The 25,313-nt window shown below is 52.9% G+C and carries 20 protein-coding genes and 1 tRNA gene; 5 read left to right on the forward strand and 16 right to left on the reverse strand.

Annotated elements, in window-relative coordinates:
- Positions 1-53 precede the first annotated feature (53 nt).
- The 8 genes from SH580_RS06140 to SH580_RS06175 form a co-directional block, all read right to left on the reverse strand.
- The gene (locus tag SH580_RS06140) at positions 54-3,710 is read right to left on the reverse strand and encodes a GH116 family glycosyl hydrolase (protein ID WP_319834131.1); all 3,657 of its coding nucleotides are present in this window, start codon (positions 3,708-3,710) and stop codon (positions 54-56) included.
- A gap of 48 nt (positions 3,711-3,758) precedes the next feature.
- Positions 3,759-6,665 carry a PDZ domain-containing protein gene (locus SH580_RS06145; RefSeq protein ID WP_319834132.1) on the reverse strand — a complete coding sequence of 969 codons (2,907 nt, stop codon included), beginning with the start codon at positions 6,663-6,665 and terminating at the stop codon, positions 3,759-3,761.
- A 483-nt stretch (positions 6,666-7,148) separates the two neighbouring features.
- Complete coding sequence (locus SH580_RS06150; protein ID WP_319834133.1) at positions 7,149-7,880, reverse strand: hypothetical protein; 732 nt, start codon at positions 7,878-7,880, stop codon at positions 7,149-7,151.
- A 67-nt stretch (positions 7,881-7,947) separates the two neighbouring features.
- Complete coding sequence (locus tag SH580_RS06155; protein ID WP_319834134.1) at positions 7,948-8,397, reverse strand: integrase core domain-containing protein; 450 nt, start codon at positions 8,395-8,397, stop codon at positions 7,948-7,950.
- A 249-nt stretch (positions 8,398-8,646) separates the two neighbouring features.
- Complete coding sequence (locus tag SH580_RS06160; protein ID WP_319834135.1) at positions 8,647-10,077, reverse strand: sulfatase family protein; 1,431 nt, start codon at positions 10,075-10,077, stop codon at positions 8,647-8,649.
- A gap of 247 nt (positions 10,078-10,324) precedes the next feature.
- Positions 10,325-10,495: a hypothetical protein gene (locus tag SH580_RS06165; RefSeq protein ID WP_319834136.1), complete on the reverse strand. Its 171-nt coding sequence runs from the start codon at positions 10,493-10,495 to the stop codon at positions 10,325-10,327.
- The gene (locus SH580_RS06170) at positions 10,492-11,889 is read right to left on the reverse strand and encodes a purine-cytosine permease family protein (RefSeq protein WP_319834137.1); all 1,398 of its coding nucleotides are present in this window, start codon (positions 11,887-11,889) and stop codon (positions 10,492-10,494) included. The genes SH580_RS06165 and SH580_RS06170 overlap by 4 nt, the downstream gene beginning before the upstream one ends.
- Before the next feature lie 112 nt (positions 11,890-12,001).
- A complete protein-coding gene (locus SH580_RS06175; RefSeq protein WP_319834138.1) occupies positions 12,002-12,256 on the reverse strand; it encodes a hypothetical protein in 255 nt (84 codons plus the stop codon).
- 410 nt (positions 12,257-12,666) lie between these two features.
- Between SH580_RS06175 and SH580_RS06180 the strand changes: the two genes are divergently transcribed.
- Positions 12,667-14,598 (forward strand): histidine kinase, encoded by a 1,932-nt coding sequence (locus SH580_RS06180; protein WP_319834139.1) that lies wholly within the window; start codon positions 12,667-12,669, stop codon positions 14,596-14,598.
- A 52-nt stretch (positions 14,599-14,650) separates the two neighbouring features.
- Positions 14,651-15,313: a response regulator gene (locus SH580_RS06185; protein WP_319834140.1), complete on the forward strand. Its 663-nt coding sequence runs from the start codon at positions 14,651-14,653 to the stop codon at positions 15,311-15,313.
- 679 nt (positions 15,314-15,992) lie between these two features.
- Here SH580_RS06185 and SH580_RS06190 read toward each other — a convergent pair.
- From SH580_RS06190 to lysS, 7 genes are all read right to left on the reverse strand, one after another.
- Positions 15,993-16,427 carry an integrase core domain-containing protein gene (locus SH580_RS06190; protein ID WP_319834141.1) on the reverse strand — a complete coding sequence of 145 codons (435 nt, stop codon included), beginning with the start codon at positions 16,425-16,427 and terminating at the stop codon, positions 15,993-15,995.
- Between the two features lie 173 nt (positions 16,428-16,600).
- Complete coding sequence (locus SH580_RS06195; RefSeq protein ID WP_319834142.1) at positions 16,601-18,085, reverse strand: hypothetical protein; 1,485 nt, start codon at positions 18,083-18,085, stop codon at positions 16,601-16,603.
- Between the two features lie 77 nt (positions 18,086-18,162).
- Positions 18,163-18,462, reverse strand: a complete 300-nt coding sequence (locus tag SH580_RS06200) for a hypothetical protein (RefSeq protein ID WP_319834143.1) — start codon at positions 18,460-18,462, stop codon at positions 18,163-18,165.
- The gene (locus SH580_RS06205) at positions 18,459-18,986 is read right to left on the reverse strand and encodes a hypothetical protein (RefSeq protein WP_319834144.1); all 528 of its coding nucleotides are present in this window, start codon (positions 18,984-18,986) and stop codon (positions 18,459-18,461) included. Before SH580_RS06205 ends, SH580_RS06200 begins: the two co-directional genes overlap by 4 nt.
- 340 nt (positions 18,987-19,326) lie before the next feature.
- The gene (locus tag SH580_RS06210) at positions 19,327-19,587 is read right to left on the reverse strand and encodes a GIY-YIG nuclease family protein (protein WP_319834145.1); all 261 of its coding nucleotides are present in this window, start codon (positions 19,585-19,587) and stop codon (positions 19,327-19,329) included.
- A gap of 69 nt (positions 19,588-19,656) precedes the next feature.
- Positions 19,657-19,731: transfer RNA gene (locus SH580_RS06215), tRNA-Asn, on the reverse strand.
- A 185-nt stretch (positions 19,732-19,916) separates the two neighbouring features.
- Positions 19,917-21,413 carry a lysine--tRNA ligase gene (gene lysS / locus SH580_RS06220; protein WP_319834146.1) on the reverse strand — a complete coding sequence of 499 codons (1,497 nt, stop codon included), beginning with the start codon at positions 21,411-21,413 and terminating at the stop codon, positions 19,917-19,919.
- Between the two features lie 213 nt (positions 21,414-21,626).
- On the opposite strand from lysS, the gene parS reads away from it, so the two are divergent.
- The 3 genes from parS to SH580_RS06235 are packed head-to-tail and all read left to right on the forward strand — an operon-like array spanning position 21,627 to position 23,090.
- Positions 21,627-22,088: an Xre family toxin-antitoxin system antitoxin gene (parS, locus tag SH580_RS06225; protein ID WP_319834147.1), complete on the forward strand. Its 462-nt coding sequence runs from the start codon at positions 21,627-21,629 to the stop codon at positions 22,086-22,088.
- Entirely contained in the window at positions 22,088-22,546 is a 459-nt protein-coding gene (locus SH580_RS06230; protein ID WP_319834148.1) for an RES family NAD+ phosphorylase, read from the forward strand. Before parS ends, SH580_RS06230 begins: the two co-directional genes overlap by 1 nt.
- Positions 22,547-22,589: 43 nt before the next feature.
- Positions 22,590-23,090 carry a DUF456 domain-containing protein gene (locus SH580_RS06235; protein WP_319834149.1) on the forward strand — a complete coding sequence of 167 codons (501 nt, stop codon included), beginning with the start codon at positions 22,590-22,592 and terminating at the stop codon, positions 23,088-23,090.
- Here the strand turns inward: SH580_RS06235 and SH580_RS06240 are convergent.
- Complete coding sequence (locus tag SH580_RS06240; RefSeq protein ID WP_319834150.1) at positions 23,076-25,301, reverse strand: heavy metal translocating P-type ATPase; 2,226 nt, start codon at positions 25,299-25,301, stop codon at positions 23,076-23,078. The genes SH580_RS06235 and SH580_RS06240 overlap by 15 nt on opposite strands.
- Positions 25,302-25,313: the final 12 nt, after the last annotated feature.

Below are 25,313 nucleotides of genomic sequence, written 5' to 3' on the forward strand. Positions count from 1 at the left end.
AATAATAGTAATTGAAATTTCTTCATAGTTTCATTTTTGCTCGATTTCGTTTCTTAGTTAAAGGCGACTTCCAGGCGTTGGCCGGCCTGCAAGCTGACGGTCGTGTCGAAATGCACGACGTAATTACCCTCGTTATAGTTCAATGTCGCAGGGATCACTTTCCCACCGATTTTCACTGAGACAGCATTTGCCTGCGTGCCCTTGACCTTGCCCAAGCTCAGCTGCTTCAATTCGAGCGTTCCGTAGCCTAAATCGATCACGGCAAATTGACGACCACCAGATACCTTTTGCGCAAAACTCCCCCAACCTTCGGCGGTGGTGAAGGCGGCGCGAAAGTCTTCTGGCGTCAGGCGCGGTGCAAACGACAACTCCCCTTTGGGGCCGTGATACTGATAGCCGCACATCGCTTGATAAGCGCCGTAGCTGGCCATGGCACGGGCGTAGTGATCGCCACACTCAATCTCATTATACGGATTGCGTAGTTCCGCACTGTAGCGGTCATGAATCGCACGAGACACGATCAATCCTTTCTCCAGTAGATCGGGTGCATCGATCCCTTCAAAGATCATATGCGATGCGGCCTGCCACTCGAAACCACTCATGATTTCGTAGAAGTAGATGTGGTCTTCCCCTTTGCCCATCGGCCCTTTCGGCCAAGTGCACATCAGCAGTCCGGCATCTCCCGGCAAGGCATACACCCTTCCGTTACGAAACACCTCGCGGTAAGGCCCGAAGTCAGAAATAAAGTTGTAGCGATAGATCGATCGCAAGGCGCTGCGCTGCATATCGACATCGATGATATGCCCCAGCCCGACCCAGTGTGCCCAGCTCTGGCCAAAGACTTGATCAATAAAGCAGCCGTCGCCGTGTCCAAAAGAGTCGGGTTTATCCCCTTTGTCCTGAATGAAATATTCGCCATTGAAGAGCTCATCAACTGCCGTAGAACCCTGATCGGCGAGATGCTTGCACTGCTGCGCATATTCCGTATCGCCGATTTCGTTGGCCATCGCTTCGGCGGCACGCAGGCCAGCGACATACTGGGTGATCGACCAAGAGAATTTGCCATACCACTTACCGTCCAAGGTATTTTGATAAGACCCATCCAGCACACCGTCCTGATCCTTATCCTTGGCGATGATATAATCCATGCCTTTCTTCACGCGCGGCCACATGTGCTCCAAGAACGTATTGTCGGTCGTCATCTGATGCTCGCGATAGACACTCAGGATTCGCCCGAGCTGACCGTCGTCGGCGACCAGACCGCCGCCCATACTGATACGGTGACCAATGCCGCCTTGTGCACTGAAGCCAACACCGAAGTCCGCGACATCACGGGTGTTCCGTTCCAGCGAGGGAAACAAGCGAGAAACTGCCTGCGCATACTGCCACACGTGAGAGCACGTTCCGGCGCAGGAGGAAACCCCTTCCCATCCCCAAAAGCGTCCGTCCTCAAATCTCTGACTGGTCATAGTGGCCAAGGTCGAGGTGTTGGCCATGGTGCGATCCAGGAACCAATACGGCAGCGACGAGTTATACCAGGTATCAACCCATTGACGCGTCTGAGTAAAAAGGCGGTCGGAGTTTTCCAATAAATAGGCGGTCACTTCGGTCGAAGACGCAAAGCGTGAGGCATAATGATGCCCGGCGTGTTCTCTCGGCATATGCACATTGCTATAATTCGGTATAAACCACGAGACCACAAAGGTGAAGGTCGCTTCCTCGCCTGGAGCGAGACGCACGGAGCGACCCACTTCGCCCACCAGCGATTCGCCAAGCTCGGCCGTTGCCTCCGCTTGCTGATTCGCCGCAGTCGTCGAGGCATCCACCTCCCCGTCACCCAATAAGGCCAGCGACATGGTTCCGAAATCTGGCAGGTCTTCCAGAAGCGTGCGCGGCACCGCAGGTGTGTCGGTGAAAACAATATCGTCCACGATGATGCCAGCCATGGTTCGCAAGTGCGGCGTCTGCGGCTTCTCATGGTCGCGGATCTCCAAGGTCGCCATTTTGCCCTCGAAACGCGACACGTCCAGCGTGACTGGTATCAAATTGTTACTATAGCTTCCCGAGGTAGAGGCAACGACCTCACCATCCACCAGCACGTAAAGCCCGACCTTGGTGAGGTCGGCAGCGCCCGCTACCGATGCGGTGATAAACTGGCGTTCAATTTTAAACGGCCGACTGGTTAAAGTTCCGGTCAATCCCCCTATGCGTTGATTCGCCTGCCGTTGTTCATTGCCCGATAATGCCTCACCTTCTTTAGGCTCAAAGGTAAGGGTATTGACTCGCCCCTCGCTATTGTCTCCGAAAGGGCTTTTCCCAAAGGCACTCCCTGTGCCAGTCCAGCGTTGCGCGGCATCTGCATCGAATGTTTCGAACGGGATCGCTTCGCGCGGAGAATCTCTGACCACCGTATCATAAGAGTATACGGAGCACTCCACGCCGACAAATCCATTCTGATCCACTACGCGGTTTCGGATCTGCCCAGTTTTATAATCTCTGGATATAAAACTCACCGCATTCTCGAGGGAACCAGCAAGTGTCAGATCCAATGGCTGAGCACCTTCGTTCTTCACCGTGTAGTGCATCACGGTAGCTGGCAGTTCCGAATCATCGGGATTCATCGGAATGAACGGCGAAAACGCCTCCAGTTGAGCACTCACCGGCAGTTCCGCACCTTGAAAGCTAACCAGCGCACGTGGGTATTGCCCGTTAAAGGTCACGTCCTTAAAACCCTTAGCATCCAAGCTCACCTCCTTGCCATTTGCCCGAATCGTAAAGCCTTGATGGAAGGGTTGCTCTGGCTTCATCGGAGCCACATAGAGGGCGCCATTATCCCATGGCCGATTACGTCCCTCGAACTCCATACGCCCCGGCAGGATGCCCAATGATTCTTTATTAAAAATATCCCAGTTGAACAACCGCCCATCGCCACTCAAATACACCGTGCCAGCAAACAGCCCACCAACCGGCATGCCGATATGCTGCATCGCCGCATCCGAGCTATAGACCTCTTTCTCGCCGCGCTCGAACAAGGACTTCACCCAGGCCGGATCGAGGCCTTTATCCTCTGGAATAAGCGTCAGGTAAACATTCTCGATGCTTTCGGCGGGCACGATCCGTTGGTTGGCCCCCAGCTCTACCGAGAGTTCCTGAAACGCGGTATTCTCACCGCCGCCGCGATTGGAAATCAGTGCAGGTGCCCACACGATCCAGCGGTAGGATCCGAGCGACTGCTGGAGAGGCGCACGCAGGGAAGCTGCGGAATATTGGGTCGAGGCCCCGCCAGTATCGATCGTGCCGAGCGCAGTAAACTTGGAAAGATCCCAACCGGGATCGGAGGTAGCATTGCTGCCGTAGAGTGAAAGCTTCTGGGCGCCGCGCACTCTTCCCTCGTTATACGACCAACTGGTAATGGCCGCGACAGGCTGCACACGACCCAGATCCATCTTATAGGCCCCGTCCTTGACACCATTATTGAAGACCGGCCCAAACCCTTCAGCGAGCGCTCCATCGACCAAGGTTTCGAGTGAATTATCGACGACCTTCTGGTTGGCCGTCACCCTGCCGACAGGAGTCGTAGGTAAGGGAAGATGGCTGAAGCCGCTTGGGCTATTGACTTTTTCAATACAAACCATCGGGTCAGCGTGTGCTTGAAAGGTGCCCGCGATCATTGTCGTGGTGAACAAAGCGAGTAGTGAGTGTTTCTTCATTTAGTTGTTTTGTAAGTTTGTATGTAAGTAAATTGTAGTGATCTGATCCTAGCGAACCTCGACCGAGAATTCCTGAAAAGCGGTATTCTCACCACCTCCGATTTCACTGACAGGGCTAACGGCCCAGGCAATCCAGCGGTAGCTTCCCAGTGACTTCCCAGAGCGTGCGCGTAGCGATACCGCAGAGTAGTCTTTTCTGGTAAGGGCGGTCGTGTCGATCGACCCGAGCGCGGTAAACTTTCCGAGGTCCCAACCGGGATCCTTCGAGTCATTACTGCCATAGATCGTCAGCATCTGAGCCCCGCGCGATCCACTTTGGTTGAACGACCAAGCGGTGACAGCGGAGAGATCCTTCACCGCGCCAAGGTCCATCCTGTATACGCCATTGCGAATGGTATTACCAAAGACGCACCCGAAATCATCAGCAAGCCTTCCATCCGTCAATACGGCCACGGGCTCGTTGCTGGTCTTCGGCTTGGTAGTGATTGTACCGGAGGCTTTTGCCGCTAGTGGCAACTTCGAGAAACCGCCTGCTTCGTTACTGGTCTCCACCACCACATCGCTATGGGGAACAATGCGCAGTTTCCCACTCTGTTGGTTGCGAACAACAGTCATCTCATAGGACTCCGCAGGCTTCGACGCCAGAATCTTGAAAAGGTCGGTGGTCGTACTGACCTTCTGCCCGTCGATTCTCTGAATCAGATCACCTGTCTTGAAGCCGGCTTGCGCCATGACCGATCCCGGGACGATACGCTTGAGCGCGACTCCGCCATCCGACTTGGTGACGCCGTAAGCGGAGAACTCTTCCCCTTGTAGTGAATGCAGCGTCGCGCCCTGCCAGACCTGCGCTTGCGGAACAACCGCCGCCTTGTCAGGAGTCGGTTTAGCCTTGCTCGGCTTTGGTCCGAACGAGGGAGTCCTCGCGATGGCCTTCAACGACGGCTTCTTCACTCCGAATTGATCCATGGGGAAATTCTTGAACCCAACCGCGAAGGCCGGTGAGCCTTCTTTCACGGAAAAGTCACCATTCTCGGGATCCACGAATAAAGGGTCACCAACCTTAGAATCGGCATCCCAGTTGTATTTAGCCTGCAACTGTTTCAGCGTTACTTCGTTAGAGCTGTAGTAGAAGTTCCTGTTCACCAAGCCCTCCACTGTGACATCCTCTTTGATATAGGGCCCATTCGCCCTAGCCATGATGTTGGAATGCACGGAGTCATTACTATTCTGAAACCAAACATGTGAACTGAGACCATTATTGATAATCACATTATTCCAGACACGGCGGCGGAAACCTTCACGCAACTTCAGGCCACCACAGAGCATCAGATTATTATAAATATCGTAGTTGCTGGACCCGTCATCCAAATCGATATCCCAGCCATGCTCGCAACGCCAGCGACTGTCTCGAATGACCGTGGTCTTTATGGCATCGAGAAACGGAAGGTCTGGTTCCTTATCGACTGCTGCCTGTGACGCCGTCAGGTGATCCGAGCGCCAATAGCGGTCGCGTCCCCAGGAGTTAAAGGAGCCGTGGTCGTGAGTCTCCAGCACGGTATCGAACACATCCACACGCTCGATCAAATGTCCGCCCCAGGCACCGTCGCCAATATTGAGCCCCGCACGCGCGGTGTCGTAGATCGACGTATCTCGAATGGTAATCTCCATCGCCATGTCCATCATCACTCCGGCAGGCTGGCGCTCAGTGCGACCGATGCCATGAATCAGGCAATCCTCTACCACACCGAGAGAGGGATAGTTGTTGGTCTTCGGACCAGGCGTGCGGCTGATGCTCGCAAGGTCGTTCTTCTCGTTGTATTCAAAAAGTGGATTTCTCACGGCATCGGGATCCCCGACAAAGCAGACGCCACTGGCGCCGGAATCGTGAATATGGCAGCCCTTCACCAAAGTGCGTCGGTTGTAGTTGTTGACGAATATCGCGTTACCCCCAACCTGATCGAATTCTGTATCCAGAATTTGGATATCTTCAGTGCCAGTCAGCATAAAGGCACCGCCACGGTAAATAGCCCAGTCCGAGCGTAACAATTGCTCTTTAGTGTCCATAAAGGTGCGCGCCGCATGACGCACCACGAATCCTTGAAGGGTGATGTGTTTCACAGGTGCGGACTCTGAACCTTGAAACTCGACGAGGTGACGCAAACGCACCACTTCGACAGTGGCAGAGTGCAAATCCGTTCCAGCCGCGGGCTTGTAGTAGAGCGTATCGGTTTTGGCGTTGTGATACCACTCCCCTTCCGCATCGAGCTCCTCAAAGATATTCTCCACCATTCGGAATTTCTCGTGCATTCCAGACTTGCGGTTGTTCTGCCAGCCTCCCTCATAAGTGACCTTGCCGGTCGCATCCTTGCCGGTAATGAGAAAATGGTAGCCACCCCAGCTAGCCCGGTGCATTCCGTGAATATAGCCGCCGGTCGGATCCGCCCAATTAGCGGCACGATCCTTCGAGAAAGCATCAGCAGAGTATCCCTGATAGGGCTCCGCTTTCTTATTCGGATCGTAATTCGGGTAACGTGCCATGCGCTGATTGCGGCCATTGATAAAGAGTTGGTCGATCTCCAAACCAGTCGGAGTCGTGGCCTGATAGATGCCGTCGCGATACGGTTGCCAGCTAAGGTTCAACTTCGAGCCACCACTCAAGACCGCCCCCCCCTCATTTTCCGCCATAAAAACAACCGGGTAGGCCGCCGTCCCTGAATCAGCAGGCGTGAAGACCAGCGTCTCTGGCAGATAATAGATACCATCGCCCACATGCACCGTAACCGGCGTTTTGCCTGCATGGGAGCGGACCAGCGCTTGCGCACGGGCCAGCGAGGCCACCGGGGCGGCTTGGCTCCCGCCATTGGAGTCCGAACCCGCAGGAGAGACATACAGATCCGCCGCATGGGCAAAGTTCGCAACAACCAGCATGCCCAGTAATAGTTTTGTTTTTAACATAGTTTCTAATGGATCAAAGGAAAAGCGCGGTGTCGCTGAGGTATATTTTAAAATCATATGATACAAATTCAGCGGTTCTTCAGAACTCGTTGGACGACTAAAAATAACATCTTTCCATACTATCAGCTTTTAGAGCGCTTGTCTTGTCACCGTAATGGGTGACCCTCTGCCAATCGGAACTCTTAATCCTAAAAGAGCCGTTGAGTGTCATCATCCATCAGTATGGAGAGTTCCTCGTGATTTCATCAAAACCATCATCTCCCCCTGCTCGCCCAACATGCTCACCGTAACCGCGAAGATCGAAGAAGGGGGCCGAAATCCTATCACCCCACAACGGCGCGTTGAGCGCAAAAAAGTCCGGCACACTTTCTCAAGCGTGCCGGACTCAACCATCGGCCCCCTATAAGCTGATGATTAACCCTAATAATAAATAAGTTAAGCGAATCATCGAGTGTTCGCGCTCGCGACGTCCATTCGACAAGCTCAGGAGCTGCGACGGCGAAGCATCACACCCAGCAAGCCGGTGAGACCGGCAAGCAAGGCGAAGCTGCCTGGCTCTGGAATGATTTGAAAGGAATCAATACTTGAAAGCGTTCCATTCGCTCGAGTGTCAGCGAAAATACCGACAACATCCGCGTCAGTTATTTGCCCGACACGAGTTGAAACAATTGTGCGGGTAGCACCAGTATAGTAGCCTACCTCATAAGTGTCCGTCGCAGTCCGAGCAATGAAAAGCGTATCGGCACCTGTAATAGTTCCAAATTGGCTAGCAATGGCAGTGGTGCCATTAAAACCAGTGGAAAAGCTACTAGCAGACCCACTCTTGTTATAGTGCGTGAGGAAGTCCTGGCGCACATTAAACACCGGAGCGGTGCCACCGACGTAAATACCAAAAGAATCATTCGCATTATTTCCGGAAATAGGAAGCGTCAGAGTAATTTGAGCTTCCTCGCCGACAGCCACGCTGGCACCGGAGCGGATATAGGCATGTTGCTCGATGGCATCGAAATTAGTGGTAACCAATTCCAGCTGGTCAGAGCCATTCACCTGCCAAGTGGATGTATTTTGGGTGCCGGTGTTACCGTTGTCCAGAATGACCGTATGGGTCCAGTTATCCAGTGCATTGACCCCAGTAAAGTCGTCAAAAAGGGTCGCGGCGGACAAAGAGCCACCGAGGCCTGCGAGCATTGCTATGATACTAAGTTGCTTTTTCATTGTTGTATTACGTAGTTTGGGATAATAATTTTTTATTTGCCTAGAGACGAATAACTCCAGACTCACACTAGAATATCGTTATATATAAGATTTGTATAGTCACCTGATTAGGTGACAGAGCCATAGGCAGTGAAATGTGCTTTACGTATTGCTCAACTGCTCGAAGCAGGAGCTTTTCGCCGAGAAAAATATAATGATCGAGGCACCCTGTCTTGATTGGTTTCACGAAGCGCTCGGCATATCCATTCTGTTGCGGTCTCCCTACCCGTGTTCGAATGACTTCAACTCCTGAGCCTTCAAGTATACTTCGGTATTCTTTGGTAAACAGCACATCGCGATCACAAATAAAATATTTCATGTCACGCAGGAATCCGTCTTCAACATCGCTTAGGTTACGTGCAACTTGCGCCATAACTTCACCATTCACCTGACATCCGATATGAGCGATCTCTACTTTTCGCTTAGCCAGAGACATTACAAAAATACATGAAAGCGCACTAAGCCACGTTTTGTCCATGCTTCGACATTCAAAAAGTCAGCCACTGCCATAACATCCATATGCGTACGCACGAACGTTTGCTGTTCATGCCGCCCAAAGGGCCCCCGCACTCACATCCCTGTCAATCAAACGCATGGGGCGAACTAATCCAATAACTTCACCCCACAGGTCAGACACAGGCCAAGTGTAGCGAGTGACAATTTTAATGCGTTATTTTTCATAGTAATCTTCTAATCAGGAAGCATCCTGCTAGATGCTCTGCTAATTTTACTTAATGTAAGGAATGGTTCCGCGGCCATCGACTTTGTAGCCCCATTTTTTGATGTATGCTTCACCGGGCATAAATTCGTCGGATCGTTCTGCTAGTTTTTGCGTAAGCATCGCATCGAGTTTTTTTAGCACAGGTTCCGCATCGGGCGAGTCGACAAGGTTGGTTGTTTGATACGGATCTTTTTTGTTATCAAAAAGGAGCCACGGACCTTTGAGATCGCGCGCGTAGGTGTATTGCCGCGTGCGGAGGCCACGGTATTCGCGCCCGCCGTTGCCACGATGCCAGGACCCGAACGGAGTGATGCATTCAATCAGCGCCGCGTCATTGCTGGGCTCGGATTCGCCCGTCAGAACGCGGGAATAGTCGCTACCTTCCACACCTTCGGGAATTGGGAGGCTGCTGAGTCCGAGGAGTGTAGGCATGATATCCGGCGAGCCGATCGGCATATCGATTTCCCGCCCGTCGCAGCGGGCTGGATAACGCACCAACAATGGGACTCGAGTCGATTCGTCGTATGGCTGCTGTTTGCGTTGTTCGCTGTGCGAATAGAGCATATCGCCATGGTCGGAGGTGAAAACGAGGATCGTGTTGTCGCGAATACCCGCCTCATCAAGTGTCGCCATTAGATCGCCGAGGCATTCGTCGAGCGCGATAATATGGGCGTAGTAGCCCGCGAGATCTTTGCGCGCTCTTTTTGCATTTGCGGCGGGGACATTGGGGCGAAGTTGAATCTTCGACACCGGAAACTGCTTTTTATATTTAGCGGGCGCGGTGTTGTACGGGTCGTGCGGCGCCCCCCAAGAGAGAACGGCCATAAACGGCTTTTGGGTTTGAGCGTGCTCGATAATATAGCGCTGCATGTCGCGGGTCTGCGCGATGGCGTCGTAACCCTCCCATTTTTTCTTTTTGAGATCGTTCCCTGCGTAGTAGGCGGAGTTGTTGTTGTAGTTGTGCGTGCATTCGAGCACTTTCCAGTAATCAAAACCGTGCCGCCGCTCTTCAGGAATATAAGCCGAGCGTCCGTGCCCGTCGATGTGCCATTTACCGACATAGGCGGTGTCATAGCCCGCCGCTTTATAGACTTTGCCGATGGTTGTGAGCTCCGGATTAAGCGGCGCGTCGTTCATGAAAAGGCCATGAGACAGCGCATATTGCCCCGTCAGCAAGCTGGCGCGATACGGCGTACACACGGGCATGGTCGAAACCGCGTTGACTAAATTAACCCCCTCTTTCGCCAGCCGATCCAGATGCGGCGTTTTCCCCAGCAGATTCGGGTCGCCCGCATAGCCCGTCGCTTGACCTCGCCACTGATCGGCAAATACAAACAGAAGATTGGGCCGCTGCTCCGCAACGGCTGAGCAAAGCGAAGCGAGCGTGATGACCGCGGCGGCGACGTGTAGGCGTATCTCAAATAGTTTCAGCATCATTTGTTCCTTTTTCTGATTTCGGGGAGAGTTGTCAGGTAGCTATCAAGCGTCGGGGTTTGAATAAGCTCGTTGCCCTAACAGCCGAGCACATCGCTGCGCTGATCATCCGCAAGAATGCAGAGAATGTTTTTGGGTGCCACCGCAGAAAGTCGCCCCCCCCGAAGAGGGCAAGGGAAAGGAGGAAGAATTTCATTTTCTTGGTACGACAGTGAACATGTACTGGCAGGCTGTGATATTGGGCGATGATCTACTCGGAGTTCCACATCCAGAGCGACGCGGTGACGAACCAGACCAAGGTTCCGACCGCAAGCAGGCTCTTGAGCAGATCCTCGCCAATAGTGTTGGAGAAATAAAGGAAAGGCGGGATGATGATCAGCAGTAGCGAGATCCAACTTATAGGTTTGCAGATAGCTTTCATGAAGTAGTTTTTTGAAGGAATCGGCTGAACACGAGATAGAGCATGCCGCAGGCGATCCATGCGGGGAGCGGGAAATACCAGGCGGTGCCCCCTTTCCCGACAATGAAGTAGAGAGCGACGGCGACAGGGATCAGCCATGCGAGCAACACGGATGGGTTGTATAGAATGCCGTGCCTTTCGGCGTAGAACTGAGTGATGCCGACTCGGCGGCTAAAGGACCAGTCAGCGAAGATGATCGCGCCCATCGGGGCGAGAATGGTGCCGTAGAGGCCGACGAAGCCGAGCAGCTTGAAGGCGAACGCCGGGAACACGGCGGCGAAGGTCGCGATGGCGCCGGCCGTCAGCGTCATGGTCAGGCGCCGACTCTTCGGAAAGATCGCCTGGAACGCCAACCCGGCGCGGTAGATGGTGGGGTTCGCGGTGGTCCATCCGGCGACGATCACGCAGATGATGCCCGCGAGCCCCGCGACGTTGTTGGCCATAGGACCGGGAACGGGCGTGGCGCTCTGCACGAGCTTGATCTGTGCGGCGAGCATGAACGCGGCGGCGATCCATGCCATATAGTGGCCGATGAACATGCCGCCAAGCGTGGCCCACCCAGCGGAAGGCTTTTTCGCATAGCGGAAGACAGAAAGATCCGACATCCCGACGTGCATGGCCGCGTTGCAGAACCATGCGAAAAGGACCACGCTCCAGAAGCCCATCGGGGCGCCCTCCGTTCCGGCCTGGGCGAAGGTGATGGATTCCGACCAGATCGATTCGAGTTCGGCGTATGAGGTGACTCCGAGTTGCTTGAGCGCGACGACGCCGCAGCCGAAAAACACCAGCACCATCCAAGGCGCGGCGATGTTGGCGAACTTGGCAACGGCCTCGTAGCCGAGCGAGGCGACCACGGTAATGACCGCGCCGACTCCGACGACGATGGCGACGAATGTCAGGCTATTCGGATAGATCGCGTCAAACGCGGGCATTTCCAGGTTGAACGGTATGCCCACGGCGGTGGCAGAGACGGTGATCATCGCACCCGCGAGGAAGCAGAACAGGATGCCGTTGGCTAAGTTGTAAACCTTGACCAGGCCCTTGCCCGCGATCTTCTCCAGTTGAAAGTAGAGCGTCATACGGGCGCGGGTGGCGATCGGAGCACAGAGAAAACGCCAACTGCAGACGGCAAGGATGTTTCCTAAGAGGAGCCCCCAGAAGATATTCTGCAGGCTGACCCCCGCGAGCAGGAATAGTGGCCCGATCATAAATTCCGTGCCGGCGGCATGTTCGCCCGCATACATTCCCCAAAATGACTTGGGGCCTTTCAGCGCGTGCTCGGGGACGGGTTCTCGCTCATATTCGTTTTTTACGACGTTTGCGACAACCGGAGGTTCGTGTTCAAAATCACTCATAGATGAAAAGTTAAAGGGTTCGGATGGTTAAGTTTATTACTAGAATAACAGATTGCCTGTCCTGTTATTGTTATAGCCCCTGCAGCGAGTAGTGTTCTCCGGCGACGGTATCTTAAAGACGATCTGCTTGCCATCCGGTGTCCGGACGGCCATAGGGTGCCGAGCAGAGACTAGATCTCCGCTTTGAAGAGTGCCCCCCACGTAATTGACCATACGAATTGTTGTCATCTCCTGATCCAGACACCGGCCATTGCGCCATCGTCAACAGAGCCTCCTCGCCGGCAGCCATAGTTGCTCCGGATCGAATCAAGGCATGTTGCTCGATGTCATCGTAATCAGTGGTAACCAATTTCAGATCGCCCCCCATTCACCAGCCAGATGGATGCATCTCGGGTGCCGATATGACCGTATAGGTCCAGTTTCCCAAACCGCTCGAGGAAGTCATTAATAAATCGGCCCCGTGGATAAAGAGTCACCGAGGCCTAAGAGCATTGCTATGATACTAAGTTGCGTTCTCATAATTATTTGTATTACAAAGTATGGGGAATTTGTTTCAGTTTGTTTAGAGCCAAATAACTCATCAACGGCGACATTATATCGTTTTTTATAAATCCACCTAGTCACCTTTTTAGGTGACAAGGCATAGTCGCAGTCTACGGCGAAGGGCACATGCTGCTCACTCAGAAAAATTAAAAATGACAGGCCGCTGCTAGCGTGCTACCTATATCCAACATGGATCTGCGCATACTTTTATTCTCAACTGCTCTAATCCTGTCTATGCTGCCAGCGCACGCCGAACAACAGGAGTTGTCACTCGACGCGCTTGAGCAACGCTTGGCGGTCATCGACGAAGCACTCGCTCAACTGGCCCCGATCAATCTGCGCGGCGGGGCGGGCTCCATCGGCTACCGCTCAGATCCCAGAGAAATCAGCGAGCACACCGAATGGGTGCAAGTCGATCTAGGGGGCGAATTCCCGATTGACGAAATCGTGCTAGTCCCCTGCCTGTGGCGATCCACCGAATCAGGCATCCAAGCGGACGGATTCCCTTTAAGCTTTCAAATCATTGCGGGCAATGGCAACGAAGACGAAGGTCAAGTAATCGCTTCATACACAGAGGTGGATGGCCTACTGCCACGTATCGCACCAGTCGTAATACCTTGCTCAAACACAACTGCCTCATGGATACGGGTCAATGCGGATCGCCTGTCCCCCCGGGGGTATGACGGCCAATACATTCTACAATTGACGGAACTTTTCGTCTTCAGCGGATCAGAAAACGTCGCCCTGAAAAGGCCGGTCACCGCGTCCACCCAAGGCCCGGTGCTGGCTATCCCATGGGGCGCACGTTATTTGACAGATGGATTCGTCCCCTATCTCATGGATGAAAGCCACGGGTGGAAAAGTAACGCATGGATGAGTTCAGTCATTTCGACGGACACACCCGCAATAACGATCGATTTGAAAGCGCCGCAGACGATTTCTCGTATCCACCTGCACGCAATTGAACTGAGCGACACAATCCCACAGGGAAACATCAATGATCCTGGGACACCTAAACATCTGAAGATCGAAGCCTCTAACGATGCTGACTTTTCGGATGCAGTCACCTTAGTGGATCACCAAGCGTCGTCCATTTTTGAGATGGGCCCCATACTCATGTGGAACCTTCCCGAAACTCGATGCCGCTTTGTCCGCTTGACGGGTCTGCCCACAGACGACCATGACGATAGGGGCACTACAAAATCGTTCATTGGTTTCGCTGAGATTGAGATTTTCTCCGAAGGTCAAAACGTGGCTTACGGCATACAAGCCAGCGTCAACTTTGATGCGCCCAAAGTAGATAGAGATATATCGACCCTAACGGATGGCCACAACTTCTACGGAAAAATCCTACCGATTCGACAATGGATTCAAGAGCTCGCCCAGCGGCACGAATTAGAAAAAGAACGTCCAATCGTCATGGCAGAACTGAGCCAACGCTATGCGAGCCAGAAGACCCACTTCAAGCGCTTGATCTGGCTAGCGGCCCTATTGATCGTCAGCATCGGCGCGATTATTCTAATAGACCGCATCATCCGGCTCAGGCAAATCGCCCTTATCAAAGAACGACTGGCCGCCGACCTACACGATGAACTCGGCGCCAACATACACTCGATTAGAATGCTGAGCGATCTAGCCCAAGACACAGAATCTCCTGACGAATGGAAATCTACACATCAACGCATCCTGATGCTCGCGAATCGAACCACGACAGCTATTCGCTACTGCACAAATATACTGGAAGCCAAAGGGCTTTTTATCGGGCTGGTCAGCGATATGCAACGCACGGCCAAACGTATCGGGGGCAATTTCGATCACAGCTTTTCAGTCGAAGGCGAAGAATGGATCGAACAACTCAAGCCCCGCACAAGCATTGATCTTTTTCTCTTTTACAAAGAGGCGCTCATCAACATATGTCGTCACTCTGGAGCCACACAAGTCTACACGCAGCTAACAGCTAACTACAAAGAGATTATTCTAATCATTAGCGACAACGGCAAAGGCCTATCAGGACAAACGCCTTCCTCACTCAAGCGGCGCGCCCGTCTAATCGGTGCTCAAGTCGACACAGTAAATCCAAGCACGGGCGGCACACAAATCACCCTACGCTTGAACTACGACAAGTTTAAATTTCTCAATCCATTCCGTTGGCGAAAGATTAAATAATCAGACGATCCACCAGAAGAAGTCACACTCATAGATAATACGAAAAGACGTTATGCAAAAACAAATCCAAATCATGCTGGTCGAAGACAGTCCCGAATACCGAGAAACCATCACCCTCGCGGTTGAAAGAGAAGACGACATTAAAATCAGTAGTCAATTTGGCACGGCCGAGGAAGCCATTGGCAAGCTGGAAGCAGGGTCAAGCGACGACACTCCCGACCTCATTCTACTCGACCTAAATTTACCGGGACTTTCTGGCATCGAGGCCATTCCCCATTTAACTAAAATCAATCCCAAGATCCCGATCATCGTGCTAACTCAATCGGAACACGAAGCAGACGTCGTCGCCGCGATCTCAGCCGGAGCGTCCGGCTATTTACTTAAAGATGCAACGCGCCGACAAATATTCGACGGCGTCCGAACGACAGTTCATGGCGGCGCCATTATCGATCCCGAAGTTGCACACTATCTGGTTCATGCCTTAAACAAAGGCACACGCTCAAGCTATACGCAGAAACCTCTCTCAGATCGTGAGCTGGAGATCCTAACCTTACTGGCAGAAGGGAGAGTTCAAAAAGAAATTTCAGATCATTTAAATATCTCCAACAACACAGTCTCCACCCACATCAGGCGCATCTACGACAAACTCAAAGTTCAAAATGCACCCGCAGCCGTCGCCAAAGCCTATAAAGACGGCATCTTCGCGGTAAAGTAATACCGTTTTCAACTATAATTGATATAATGACTATGGTTACTCCGGTTCAAAGAACCTACATCCGATAAATTTTATCAGATGCCCTCAATCCCTAATTCCCTACTTGGGCTAAGCGCTTCAGTCGAGGCAGTAGCGGCGCATCAAAATCAACTTTTGGCTCGTGGCTGGCCAATGGGGATCGGAGAATCCTCCGCACTATTGCCTCTTATGTCGAATCAGAAGCATCCGTCCAATAACGCTTATGTCTAATTAGCTCTATTCACCGAGCACTCGAGAAGCTTAAACATCAACTTAGATCTAGGTTCTATCTTGAGACAATGCCATTGCCAGGGAAGAGCTTGCATCCACAGAATTTGAGATGCGTAAACTAGACAGTCTGCAAACATTGAAGCGAGACTTGTGTATTTGCTGGAATAAACGCCGAGCAAAGATGAACCCTACTCTGCACAAATTTGGACATTCTCTCTCAAAACTCAACAAGTGACTCAGCAGCCGAGTGAAAACTACAGGAAAACAAGCTTCGACCGCCTCATCTCCAGTTAACCACTTTGCTCGTTTTTTAGAACCTTAACGCTTCAGGCATGTTGGCTGGCCAATCACTATTGAAAAAGCGAACTGATCGAAATAAATTCCCATAAGGTAACTGCGAGTGCCGTTTCGGAAATATTTGGTTCAGTTTTTAAGCCGCTTCGCCCACCTCCTGTTCTTCTCGATGATAATAGTTGAGCAACCCTCCTAGCCGTTCACTTTTTACGATCGGCCCACTCTCGGAGTGGTTTTGAGGGATGTTCGGAAACGGTATTAAATTATCGAGCCCTTGGTGATTCCGTTCTTGGTGATAATGCTCAACGTATTGTCCGACAGCGCGACGAAGTGACGTCTCACTGAAAAAAATCATGTGATCAATGCACTCACGCTTAATCGCCGAAACAAAACTCTCAGCATAACCGTTTTGCTGCGGGCAGCCTACCCGAGTTTGGATGACTTCAACTTCTGAATCCGTGAGTATCTGACGAAACTCTTTGGTGTAGAGCGGATCATGGTCGCAGACAAAGAAACGCCTACCTTTGAGCCCGTCCCAGATGAGCGGCTTTTCTGGCAATTTAGGTAGCATGTTAGTTGGCGTTTTTCAGTCTAGCTCTGCTTGCAGTGCAAAAAGAGCTGATATCACCTAAAAATCAGCAACGACAACGTCAGAAACGTGATTTTCAGTAATTTGAATCGATGCGCGTGCGTTGGAACCTCTGCTGGTAAGTTCCGGATATCATTTCGATGTGGTGTGGGAAGTTAAGCGGCTGCCGATTCAATTTGCGGGGGCTGCTTGGCCTGTTCGAGTCGAGCGAGTTTCCACAGGTTGTGAGCTAGCACTGCCCATCCCACCATCATTTCTCGGTGCTCAAAACCTTTGGCACGGGCGGGAGCTCCCATAAACTTGCGGATGATGATGCTGATCCGTGCCTCGGTGCCGGCACGGCGTTTCAGGCCTTCACGCAGCTGCGGTTCAGCCTGCAGACGCTCGCTCAACTCGGTGACGTCACGCGGACACAAGCCGCTGTAAATACTTTTGTTTTTCAACGTTTGTTCGTTCTTCGTGCGATGCAGTCCTCGGTCGCCCCATGCGCTGGTCACTGCTAGTGATTGCTCTTTGGTCAGCCGCTCGATGGCCAACTCGACCTGTTTTGAATCGCTGGTCTTTTCCTTTTCCAAAAGGTAATCGACAATAAAGCCGTCCAAGGATTCTCCCAGCCAGAGGTTGTTGCCGAACTCAACTTCTCCATTACTTTTGCCGCGTTTGATCACTTGCACATCTGGGTCATACAAACTCAAGATCTTATCTTTATTGGCCAGCTTGCGCCCACCAATGATACGCTCATGGGCCTGCTTGAGAATCGCGGGCACCTGCTCGATGACATTCTCCATCTCGGTAATAATACACTGGATCTGCCTGGGGCTCAGGTCGGTATTTTCACCTAGTTCTTTAAGTCGATTTAAGTGCCTTTGTGCGTGCTGTTGGATACGGCGCAGCAAAGCTTTCATTTGTCGCAGGACCTTTTTCCGGTGCTTCTTACCTTCGCTAGTGCGATGCTTGGCACTCATAGCCATGCACAAGGTGTTCATCTCGCTTAAAAACAATAGAGGGGCTTTGGGCATGCGCAGGAGCAGTCCCTTTTTGCGGATACGATCCACCGCCTTCATCAGCGTGCGAGTGGCGTCGCGTAGCAACACCCAATCTACGGGATGGTGGACTGGTGCCTTCAGGCAAGTGCTGTCAAAGAAAACCGCATCAAAACGAACAGCCTTTTCCAATCCAAAATCGCATTGCGCTCCCGGCTGGAGCATCCCGATCAACTTCACATTCAATTTTTGCAGCGAATCTGCATCAATAAAGTGGGCGAAGCGATCACTGGTGCTTTTGGCAAACGTGCTCACTCCATCGACACGCCCGACTTGAAGGAACCACTGCAACAATGAACTATCGGCTAAGCGGATGCAAAAGTCCCGATGGTTCAGGCCAGTGATCAACCGAGCCAGATTACTGCGAAGCGCCAGTGTGCAACTTCTGCTCAGCGATTGAACTTCTGCAGCACTGCGAACAGATAAATCAATCTTACGATGCGCCATGCTCAAAGTGAAGAACTCACCCTCCAGCCCACTTTGACTGAGCAAATTATCCAAGCGCACGAACAAAGCTCGTTGCTCGCGGTATTCTTTCGGCCCATCCACTAAAGGAAGTTCTGGACGTAGGTCAGGTTGGAAGCTTATCGTCGGCATCGTTCGTTTCTATTGGTTTTTGTTTGCACCTAAATTTATAGACGACGAATCTGGGGCATGGGAGCCAATTTTGGCTCTTATGCCCCTTTAACTTTTAGACGATTGCTTAGTAGACCAACACGATGGCTAGACTTGGGACGGGCTCTACCTTTAAGAAAGCCATCGTAACTATCAGTCATATTGCGGGCAACCTGTGCCATCACCGCTCCGTTCACCTGACAGCCGATGTGAGCGACCTCCACCTGACGCTTCGACAAGTTCATCACGAAGAACACATGGTATCGAACCAGCCCGCGAAGAGTCCATACTTCTACCGTGAAAAAATCTGCGACGGACATCACATCCATGTGAGAGCGCACGAAAGTCTTGCTGTTCATGTCGCCCAAAGGGCACCCACACAAACATCCCTTCGGGCACATCTACGATGCACCATCTTCGCACTGTCGTGCTCCGTCCAATTCGATTGCTTACCCCGCTCTGGCGATGGAATGATGCCTTTAGCTCTAAGAATATTCCCAACCGTCGTCAGACTCACTTTGTAGCCGAGATTTGACAGAGCACCTTGGATGCGACCATAGCCCCACCCCACATTCTCCTCAGCAAATTTGACGCAGAGCTCCCGAATGACCTCCATGCGTTCCTGACGGTCGGTTTTCACTACGCGCCTTCCAGTATACTTGAGAGCGACCAATTTCCGGTGCCATCCCAGGATCGTTTCCGGACGAACCAAAGTCGCATATTCCTGTAACTGAGCCCAACCCATGGCCTTGCCTCGCTTGGCCAGATTACGACGCTGATGATTGTCCAAACGCAGCTTCTTCCCCGTCAACTCGAACTGTTGTTTCAAAATGCGGTTCTCCTCCAGAAGATACTCGATCACCTTCTGCTGCTTACGGTTCACTTGTCTCGGCGTAACTTCAGCAAAGACGGATCCAACCCGCCATAACCGCTAAAAATATCTGGACTTGTTTATTCAAGCGAACGAAGGTCGAAAATTGAGAAAAGCCCATCAAGGCGCATCAGCACTGAACTGATCGTATAAGTGAAGGGGCCAAGTCCACCGCAAAACAGCTCTCCAAAACTAGTCCAATTCTAGTCCACCACAATTTTTATTAGTCCCGAAACCGAGACACAAAAAAGCCCTAAGTCGTTCAAATTTCGGGCTTTAAAATGGCTACTTCCCGACAAGTCGGGGCAGGCGAACCAGCGACCAAGTGATTAATCCCGACTTCGTCGGGACTCTACCGCTCGGGAACAAATAGGGCTCGAACTTTCTCTGGGGATTTCCATGACTTGAGTTGCTTTTCGCGCCGCATGGCTTCGCTGCGTGTTTCAAACTTTTCAAAACCCAACAAAGACCACGGGCCGTTGCGATGGGTGTATTTGCCTAAATGGCCTTTACCCTCAGTTGAATTGTGCTCTTCGATTCGGCGAGCGACATCATTGGTATGCCCAATATAAAGACGGCCACTTGCATTTTCTAACACGTAGACGAAATACATGTCTGAATCCTCATTGTCTCCAGCAATCCAGACAACAAAAAAGCCCTCCGATTTCTCGAAGGGCTTAAATGGCTGCTCGGGCTGGGATCGAACCAGCGACCAAGTGATTAACAGTCACCTGCTCTACCGCTGAGCTACCGAGCAATAAAATTAAATAAAGAACTATCTCTGGCTCAATAACTCAAGTGATTAATCCCGATGGAATCGGGACTCTACCGCTGAGCTACCGAGCAATAAAATCGTTTCTTCGGAGCCTCTCGGCTCGTGGGAAAGCGCGTATAAAGGGAATGATTTTGCCCCTTGTCAATAGTTTCGTGAGAATTTTTTATTTATTTTTCTGCCTCTTGTTTGAGGGGCTTTAAACTTGGGAAAAGGATGGTGTCGCGAATGCTCTCAGCGCCTGTTAGAAGGATGATGAGACGGTCGATTCCTAGGCCCATGCCACCTGCGGGGGGCATGCCGTGCTCAAGCGCGGTGAGGAAGTCGGTGTCCATGTCTTGCACTTCTTCCCCGACCTGAGCCTCGAACATTTTGCGCTGGATGATGGGATCGTTCTGCTCGGAGTATGCGGGCGCGATCTCTTGTCCGTTGATGCAGAGCTCGAAGACGTCGATGGTGGTGTCGTCGTCTTGCGTGATCTTGGCCAAGGGGCAAAGCTCCTTGGGAATGTGGGTCACAAAGGTGGGCTGTATCAGCGTGGGCTCAATGAGCTTTTCAAAGACGTTGTTGGTGATCTCGTAGTCTTCGAGCTCGCCATCGACCTCGATATTGAGGGCGCGGGCTTTTTCGAGCTTGTCCTCGCGGCTGTGGCTGAACCAGTCGGCGTCGCCGGTGGCTTCGATGATGAGGTCCTTATATTTGGCTTCGCGCCATTCGCCGTCGAGGTTGATGACGGTGCCATCTGGACGAGCGATTTCGAGGCTGCCGATCACGGTCTTAGCGACGTGTTGGATGAGCCCTTGTGTGAGTTCCATCATGCCGCGGAAGTCGGTGTAGGCCTGATAGAGTTCCAACATGGTGAACTCTGGGTTGTGGCGTCGGGAGAGGCCTTCGTTGCGGAAGACGCGGCCGATCTCGAAGACGCGGTCTTCGCCTGCGACGAGCATGCGCTTGAGATAGAGTTCCAAAGCAATGCGCATATAGAAGTCGCAATCGAGGGCGTTGGAATGAGTGATGAATGGACGTGCGGCCGCACCGCCGGCAACGGACTGCAACATGGGTGTCTCGACTTCGGTGAAGTCACGCTCCCAGAGATACTTGCGCATTTCCTGAATAATTTTGGCGCGGTGACGGAAGCGTTGACGTGACTCTTGATTCACAATCAGGTCGAGATAGCGCTGACGATAGATCTTGTCGTCGTCGGTGAGGCCAGCCCACTTTTCGGGCAATGGACGCAGGGACTTGGAGACGAGCGTATAGCTTTCGGCACGGACGGTGATCTCGCCGGTCTTGGTTTTAAAAAGTCGGCCTTCGATGCCGATGATGTCGCCAAGATCGAGCTTTTTGAAATAGGTGTTATACTCCCCTTCTGGCAATTCGTCGCGGGTGACGTAGGCCTGGATCTGACCGTCGCGGTCTTGGATCTTAATAAAGCTGGCCTTGCCCATCACGCGGAAGACGACGATGCGTCCGGCCACGGCGACTTTGGGCTGTTCCTCATCGGCGCCGCCTTCTTTATAGAGTTTAATCGCCTCCTCAGATGTATGGCTTTGCGCGCAGTTAGCGGCAAAGGGGTTGCGATCCTCTTTGCAGAGATTCTCAAGCTTTTGCAGGCGCACGGCGTATAAATCGTGCGAATTGTCGGGATTGGCGGTCTTATCTGTCATAACGAAGCCCGCGAATGTGCGCGCCTTGCTAGAAATGGCAAACGCAAATTCGACCGCTTCACGAACTGGAACTAGCTGCGTCCGCAGGCACTGCGATTTGAACCGTTAATTTCGTGAATTTTCGTTAATTACTGCAAAGCTGACTTTGTCTCCCCTGGTGATACTGATCAAAAGACTTGCGATCTAGCCAAATGAGCATTAAATAAGGTTCAAATGAATAAAAAAGAGAAAGCATGCGATCTTATCATTGAAGAACCCGCTGCGATCTATGGCGAAAAGCCCGGCATGCCCAAAGGCGAAGCAATGGGACCGGGCGAAACGGTAGCATGCATCCGTGCGGGGCTGCCGATGGTCGAATTTGAAGCACTGCAGGCACTTTTAGGCTTGGGGGCTGAGGAGTTGGCAGGGCATTTGGGGATTTCGCGCAGCACTTTGGTTCGTCGGCGCAAGGGGCGTCGTTTAGACCCACAGGAATCGGATCGGCTCTTACGATATGCGCGGCTGTATGCACGGGCCAAAAGCACATTGGGCGATGAAGCTGCGGCACAACAATGGCTGAAAGCGCCCACACGTGCGCTGGGCTACGAGAATCCGCTACAGTTTGCCGAGACCGAAGCGGGTGCACGTGAAGTGGAAAATTTATTAGGTCGCATCGAGCACGGTGTATTTAGCTAATGATTACGGCTTGGCGGATCGTGCAGACACGTTGGGCAGGACGTGCTTTTGACGGTGAAGGCGCGCGGCTGTATGGTGGACGCTGGAATCCGCCGGGACTGCCTGTAGTGTATCTGGCCGACACGCGGGCGTTGGCAGCGCTGGAAACCTTGGTGCACGCAGAGGGTTCACTGCACAAGGTGCAGTATGTCCGCTATCCAGTGAGTTTTTCAAAGCAATTGATCGAGACGGCGGCACTCTCTGAATTAACGGATGCCTTGTCATCGTTAACGGTTTCGCCCCGCACGCAAACAGTGGGGCGGGATTGGCTTAGGCGCGCCCAACAACCAATCCTGGAAGTGCGCAGTGCGATTATCCCCGAAGAGCCGAACTACTTATTAAATCCTCGGCATGCGAAATTTGACCGAATAAAGATCGGCATGGCCGAACCCTTTGCCTTTGATCCGCGTCTGATTTGAAATGAATTGGAACCGTTAATTTCGTGAATTACCATTAATTATTATGACTGCAATGGAATATACGGCGCTGGGTGTCAGCGTGTTGATTTTTATGATCGGCTTGGCTGGCTCTTTGCTGCCGGTGGTGCCTGGGAGTCTCATCGTATGGCTGGGTGTGATCGTACACCGCCTCTGGATGGGTGCGGAAGACTCGGTGACTTGGAAGATCGTGATCCTTGGCGGCGTGCTGACACTACTCGGGCAGTTGGCAGACTTCGTGATGGGCGTCTGGGGCGCGCGGCGATTTGGCGCGACTTGGAAAGGCGCGGTCGGCGCTTTTGTGGGAGCCTTCGTGGGCTTCTTCATCCCTCCCCCGCTCTTCTGGCTGATCGTCGGCCCGATTCTGGGTGCGGTGATTGGCGAACTGGCCGCGGGCCGCAGTTTTCGTGATGGTGGCAAAGCGGGCATCGGCACCGTGGTGGGCGGCATCTTGGCCTTTGCGCTCAAGTTTGGAATCAGCGTGTGCGTGATCTGCCTGTTCTTTTTGGACTTATTCTTTGTTTGATTGAAAGAGCAGCCGCAGGCTGTTGAGGCAGACGACGACGGTGCTGCCTTCGTGGGCGAAGACTCCGATGCTGAGTGGAATCCAACCTAGGATCGCAGCACCGGCCATTAGGATGACGGTGCCGAGGGCGATAGCGAGGTTTTGACGAATGATGGCGCGGGCTCGATTACTCAGAGAGACCGCCGCTAGAAAATTCTCGATGCGATCTTTCATCAGCACCACCTCGCTCTGCTCCAGCGCCGCATCACTGCCGCGGGCTCCCATGGCTACCGAGACATAGGCGGCCGCCAAGCATGGCGCATCATTGACGCCATCACCAACCATCGCGACCTTGTATCCAGCTTCGGTATACTCCCGAATGGCAGACACTTTACCTTCCGGGCTGAGGGCGGCTCGTATCTCGTCGATACCAATCTGGCTCCCGACAGATTCAGCTGCCGCGCGGCGGTCACCAGTCAGCATCACAGTGCGCACGCCTAGCCCGCGCAAGGCCTCAAGGGTGGCCGCGGATTCAAGCCGTATTTGATCGCGCAATAAGATGCGAGCGATCAGATCGCCCTTAAAAATCCAGTTTTCAACAAACTCCTGCGACGGCTCCGGCACGGACTGGATCCACTCAGCCAAGGGGCCAGCCTCCAGCAGTTCGCGTTGTCCCAGCACACAGAGCGCATCGCCTGCCCGGCCCTGCACGCCTTGACCGCTCATTGCTTCAAAGTCGTCGATTTTCCTTTGGTGAGCCCCTTGTGCTTTGGCGTATTTTTGAATCGCACGTCCGATCGGGTGCGAACCGTGACTCTCCAGTGAATAGGCCAGCTCCAATGCCTCATCTTCGCGTCCAGGAGGGAAACTTTCGATACGATCCACTTCCATTTCGCCCGTGGTCAGCGTGCCTGTTTTATCCAATGCCACTAGATTCACCTCTGCCAATTTTTCGATCGCCGCCCCGCCGCGGAAAAGCACGCCATGCCGGGCGCCCCATGCGATGGAAGCAAGAATCGCCGAAGGAATCGAAATGACTAAGGCGCAGGGGCTAGCGACCACCAGCAAAGTCATGGCGCGGTAAAAGGCCGAAAAGCCGAGCTCGGTATTAGTGAAAGCGGGAATGCCAAAGCCGAGCCACCACACAAAAAACATCAGCGCAGTGAGCCCCAAGATACCAACAGTATACCCCGTGCCAAAGCGGTCAGTGAAGCGCTGACTGGGCGCTTTTAAATGCTGCGCTTCTTGGATCAGCCGAATCACTTTCTGCAAAGCACTCTCCCCCGCGAGCTTCGTCGCCCGAACGCGCACCGCGCCCCACAGATTGAGCGTGCCACTAAACACAGGATCACCTTGGAGCTTCGCGACTGGGTTCGCCTCACCTGTGAGATTGGACTCGTCGGCGGCAGTTTTCCCTTCGATCACTTCGGCATCTACCGGAAATAGCCCGCCGGGCTTGACCGACAGTATATGGCCGACCTGCACCTGAGACACCGGTATCTGATGCTCGCTCCCTGAGGCATCCACTCGCAAGGCCGTCTTAGGAGCCGCATCGAATAGACTGTTTATCTCGCGGCGCGTGCGGTGCAGCGCAAAATGCTCCAAGGCCCCCGAAAACGAAAAGAGAAAGAGCAACAATGCCCCTTCCGCCCACGCACCGATGCAGGCCGCACCGACCGCCACGGCCAACATTAGAAAGTGTATATCCAGCTCCCCCTTGGGCAGTCCCTCCCGCGCATCCTGAAAGGCGTCCCAACCACCCGCCAGCATCGCAGCGAGATACAGCCCCATCGGCAGCCAGGCAGGAGCCACGTCCGCAGTATCCATGCCCCAAGCCGTAAGACCCAAGATGGCACAGGCGCCGGCCAGCATGGCCAGAGTTCGCCAATCCTCTTCCTCGGCCGCAGCCTCCCCAGGCATCGACAATTCGCGCCAGCGCCAAAGTTTAGGCGCAGTCAGGCAAGTCGCTTTGCTCAATTCCAGTCCACCATCAGGCTTGGAATCGACCGAGACTCCGATTGCTTTGGAGTGTGGGCTTTGTTCAATGGCAGCCAGCGTCGCCTCCAGACGCGCTTGCAACGCAGCGACATCCACTTCGCCCAAGGTCGCAACCTCGACTCGATGATGCGTAGCATCCACCCGGATCGCCTCGACGCGACTGCTCTCCTGTAAAAATACAGCCAGAGCATCGACCCATTCAGCAGCATTTGGACTCGGCCTTACTTTACTCATACTTAATTTAGA

It is taken from the genome of Coraliomargarita algicola (assembly GCF_033878955.1).
GTDB lineage: Bacteria > Verrucomicrobiota > Verrucomicrobiia > Opitutales > Coraliomargaritaceae > Thalassobacterium > Thalassobacterium algicola.

Excerpts from the sequence above, each read along its gene's own strand:
- SH580_RS06140 (WP_319834131.1), bottom strand. The coding sequence starts at position 3,710 with ATGAAGAAACACTCACTACTCGCTTTGTTCACCACGACAATGATCGCG.
- SH580_RS06145 (WP_319834132.1), bottom strand. The coding sequence starts at position 6,665 with ATGTTAAAAACAAAACTATTACTGGGCATGCTGGTTGTTGCGAACTTT.
- SH580_RS06150 (WP_319834133.1), bottom strand. The coding sequence starts at position 7,880 with ATGAAAAAGCAACTTAGTATCATAGCAATGCTCGCAGGCCTCGGTGGC.
- SH580_RS06155 (WP_319834134.1), bottom strand. The coding sequence starts at position 8,397 with ATGGACAAAACGTGGCTTAGTGCGCTTTCATGTATTTTTGTAATGTCT.
- SH580_RS06160 (WP_319834135.1), bottom strand. The coding sequence starts at position 10,077 with ATGATGCTGAAACTATTTGAGATACGCCTACACGTCGCCGCCGCGGTC.
- SH580_RS06165 (WP_319834136.1), bottom strand. The coding sequence starts at position 10,495 with ATGAAAGCTATCTGCAAACCTATAAGTTGGATCTCGCTACTGCTGATC.
- SH580_RS06170 (WP_319834137.1), bottom strand. The coding sequence starts at position 11,889 with ATGAGTGATTTTGAACACGAACCTCCGGTTGTCGCAAACGTCGTAAAA.
- SH580_RS06175 (WP_319834138.1), bottom strand. The coding sequence starts at position 12,256 with ATGGGGGGCGATCTGAAATTGGTTACCACTGATTACGATGACATCGAG.
- SH580_RS06180 (WP_319834139.1), top strand. The coding sequence starts at position 12,667 with ATGCTGCCAGCGCACGCCGAACAACAGGAGTTGTCACTCGACGCGCTT.
- SH580_RS06185 (WP_319834140.1), top strand. The coding sequence starts at position 14,651 with ATGCAAAAACAAATCCAAATCATGCTGGTCGAAGACAGTCCCGAATAC.
- SH580_RS06190 (WP_319834141.1), bottom strand. The coding sequence starts at position 16,427 with ATGCTACCTAAATTGCCAGAAAAGCCGCTCATCTGGGACGGGCTCAAA.
- SH580_RS06195 (WP_319834142.1), bottom strand. The coding sequence starts at position 18,085 with ATGCCGACGATAAGCTTCCAACCTGACCTACGTCCAGAACTTCCTTTA.
- SH580_RS06200 (WP_319834143.1), bottom strand. The coding sequence starts at position 18,462 with ATGAACAGCAAGACTTTCGTGCGCTCTCACATGGATGTGATGTCCGTC.
- SH580_RS06210 (WP_319834145.1), bottom strand. The coding sequence starts at position 19,587 with ATGTATTTCGTCTACGTGTTAGAAAATGCAAGTGGCCGTCTTTATATT.
- lysS (WP_319834146.1), bottom strand. The coding sequence starts at position 21,413 with ATGACAGATAAGACCGCCAATCCCGACAATTCGCACGATTTATACGCC.
- parS (WP_319834147.1), top strand. The coding sequence starts at position 21,627 with ATGAATAAAAAAGAGAAAGCATGCGATCTTATCATTGAAGAACCCGCT.
- SH580_RS06230 (WP_319834148.1), top strand. The coding sequence starts at position 22,088 with ATGATTACGGCTTGGCGGATCGTGCAGACACGTTGGGCAGGACGTGCT.
- SH580_RS06235 (WP_319834149.1), top strand. The coding sequence starts at position 22,590 with ATGACTGCAATGGAATATACGGCGCTGGGTGTCAGCGTGTTGATTTTT.
- SH580_RS06240 (WP_319834150.1), bottom strand. The coding sequence starts at position 25,301 with ATGAGTAAAGTAAGGCCGAGTCCAAATGCTGCTGAATGGGTCGATGCT.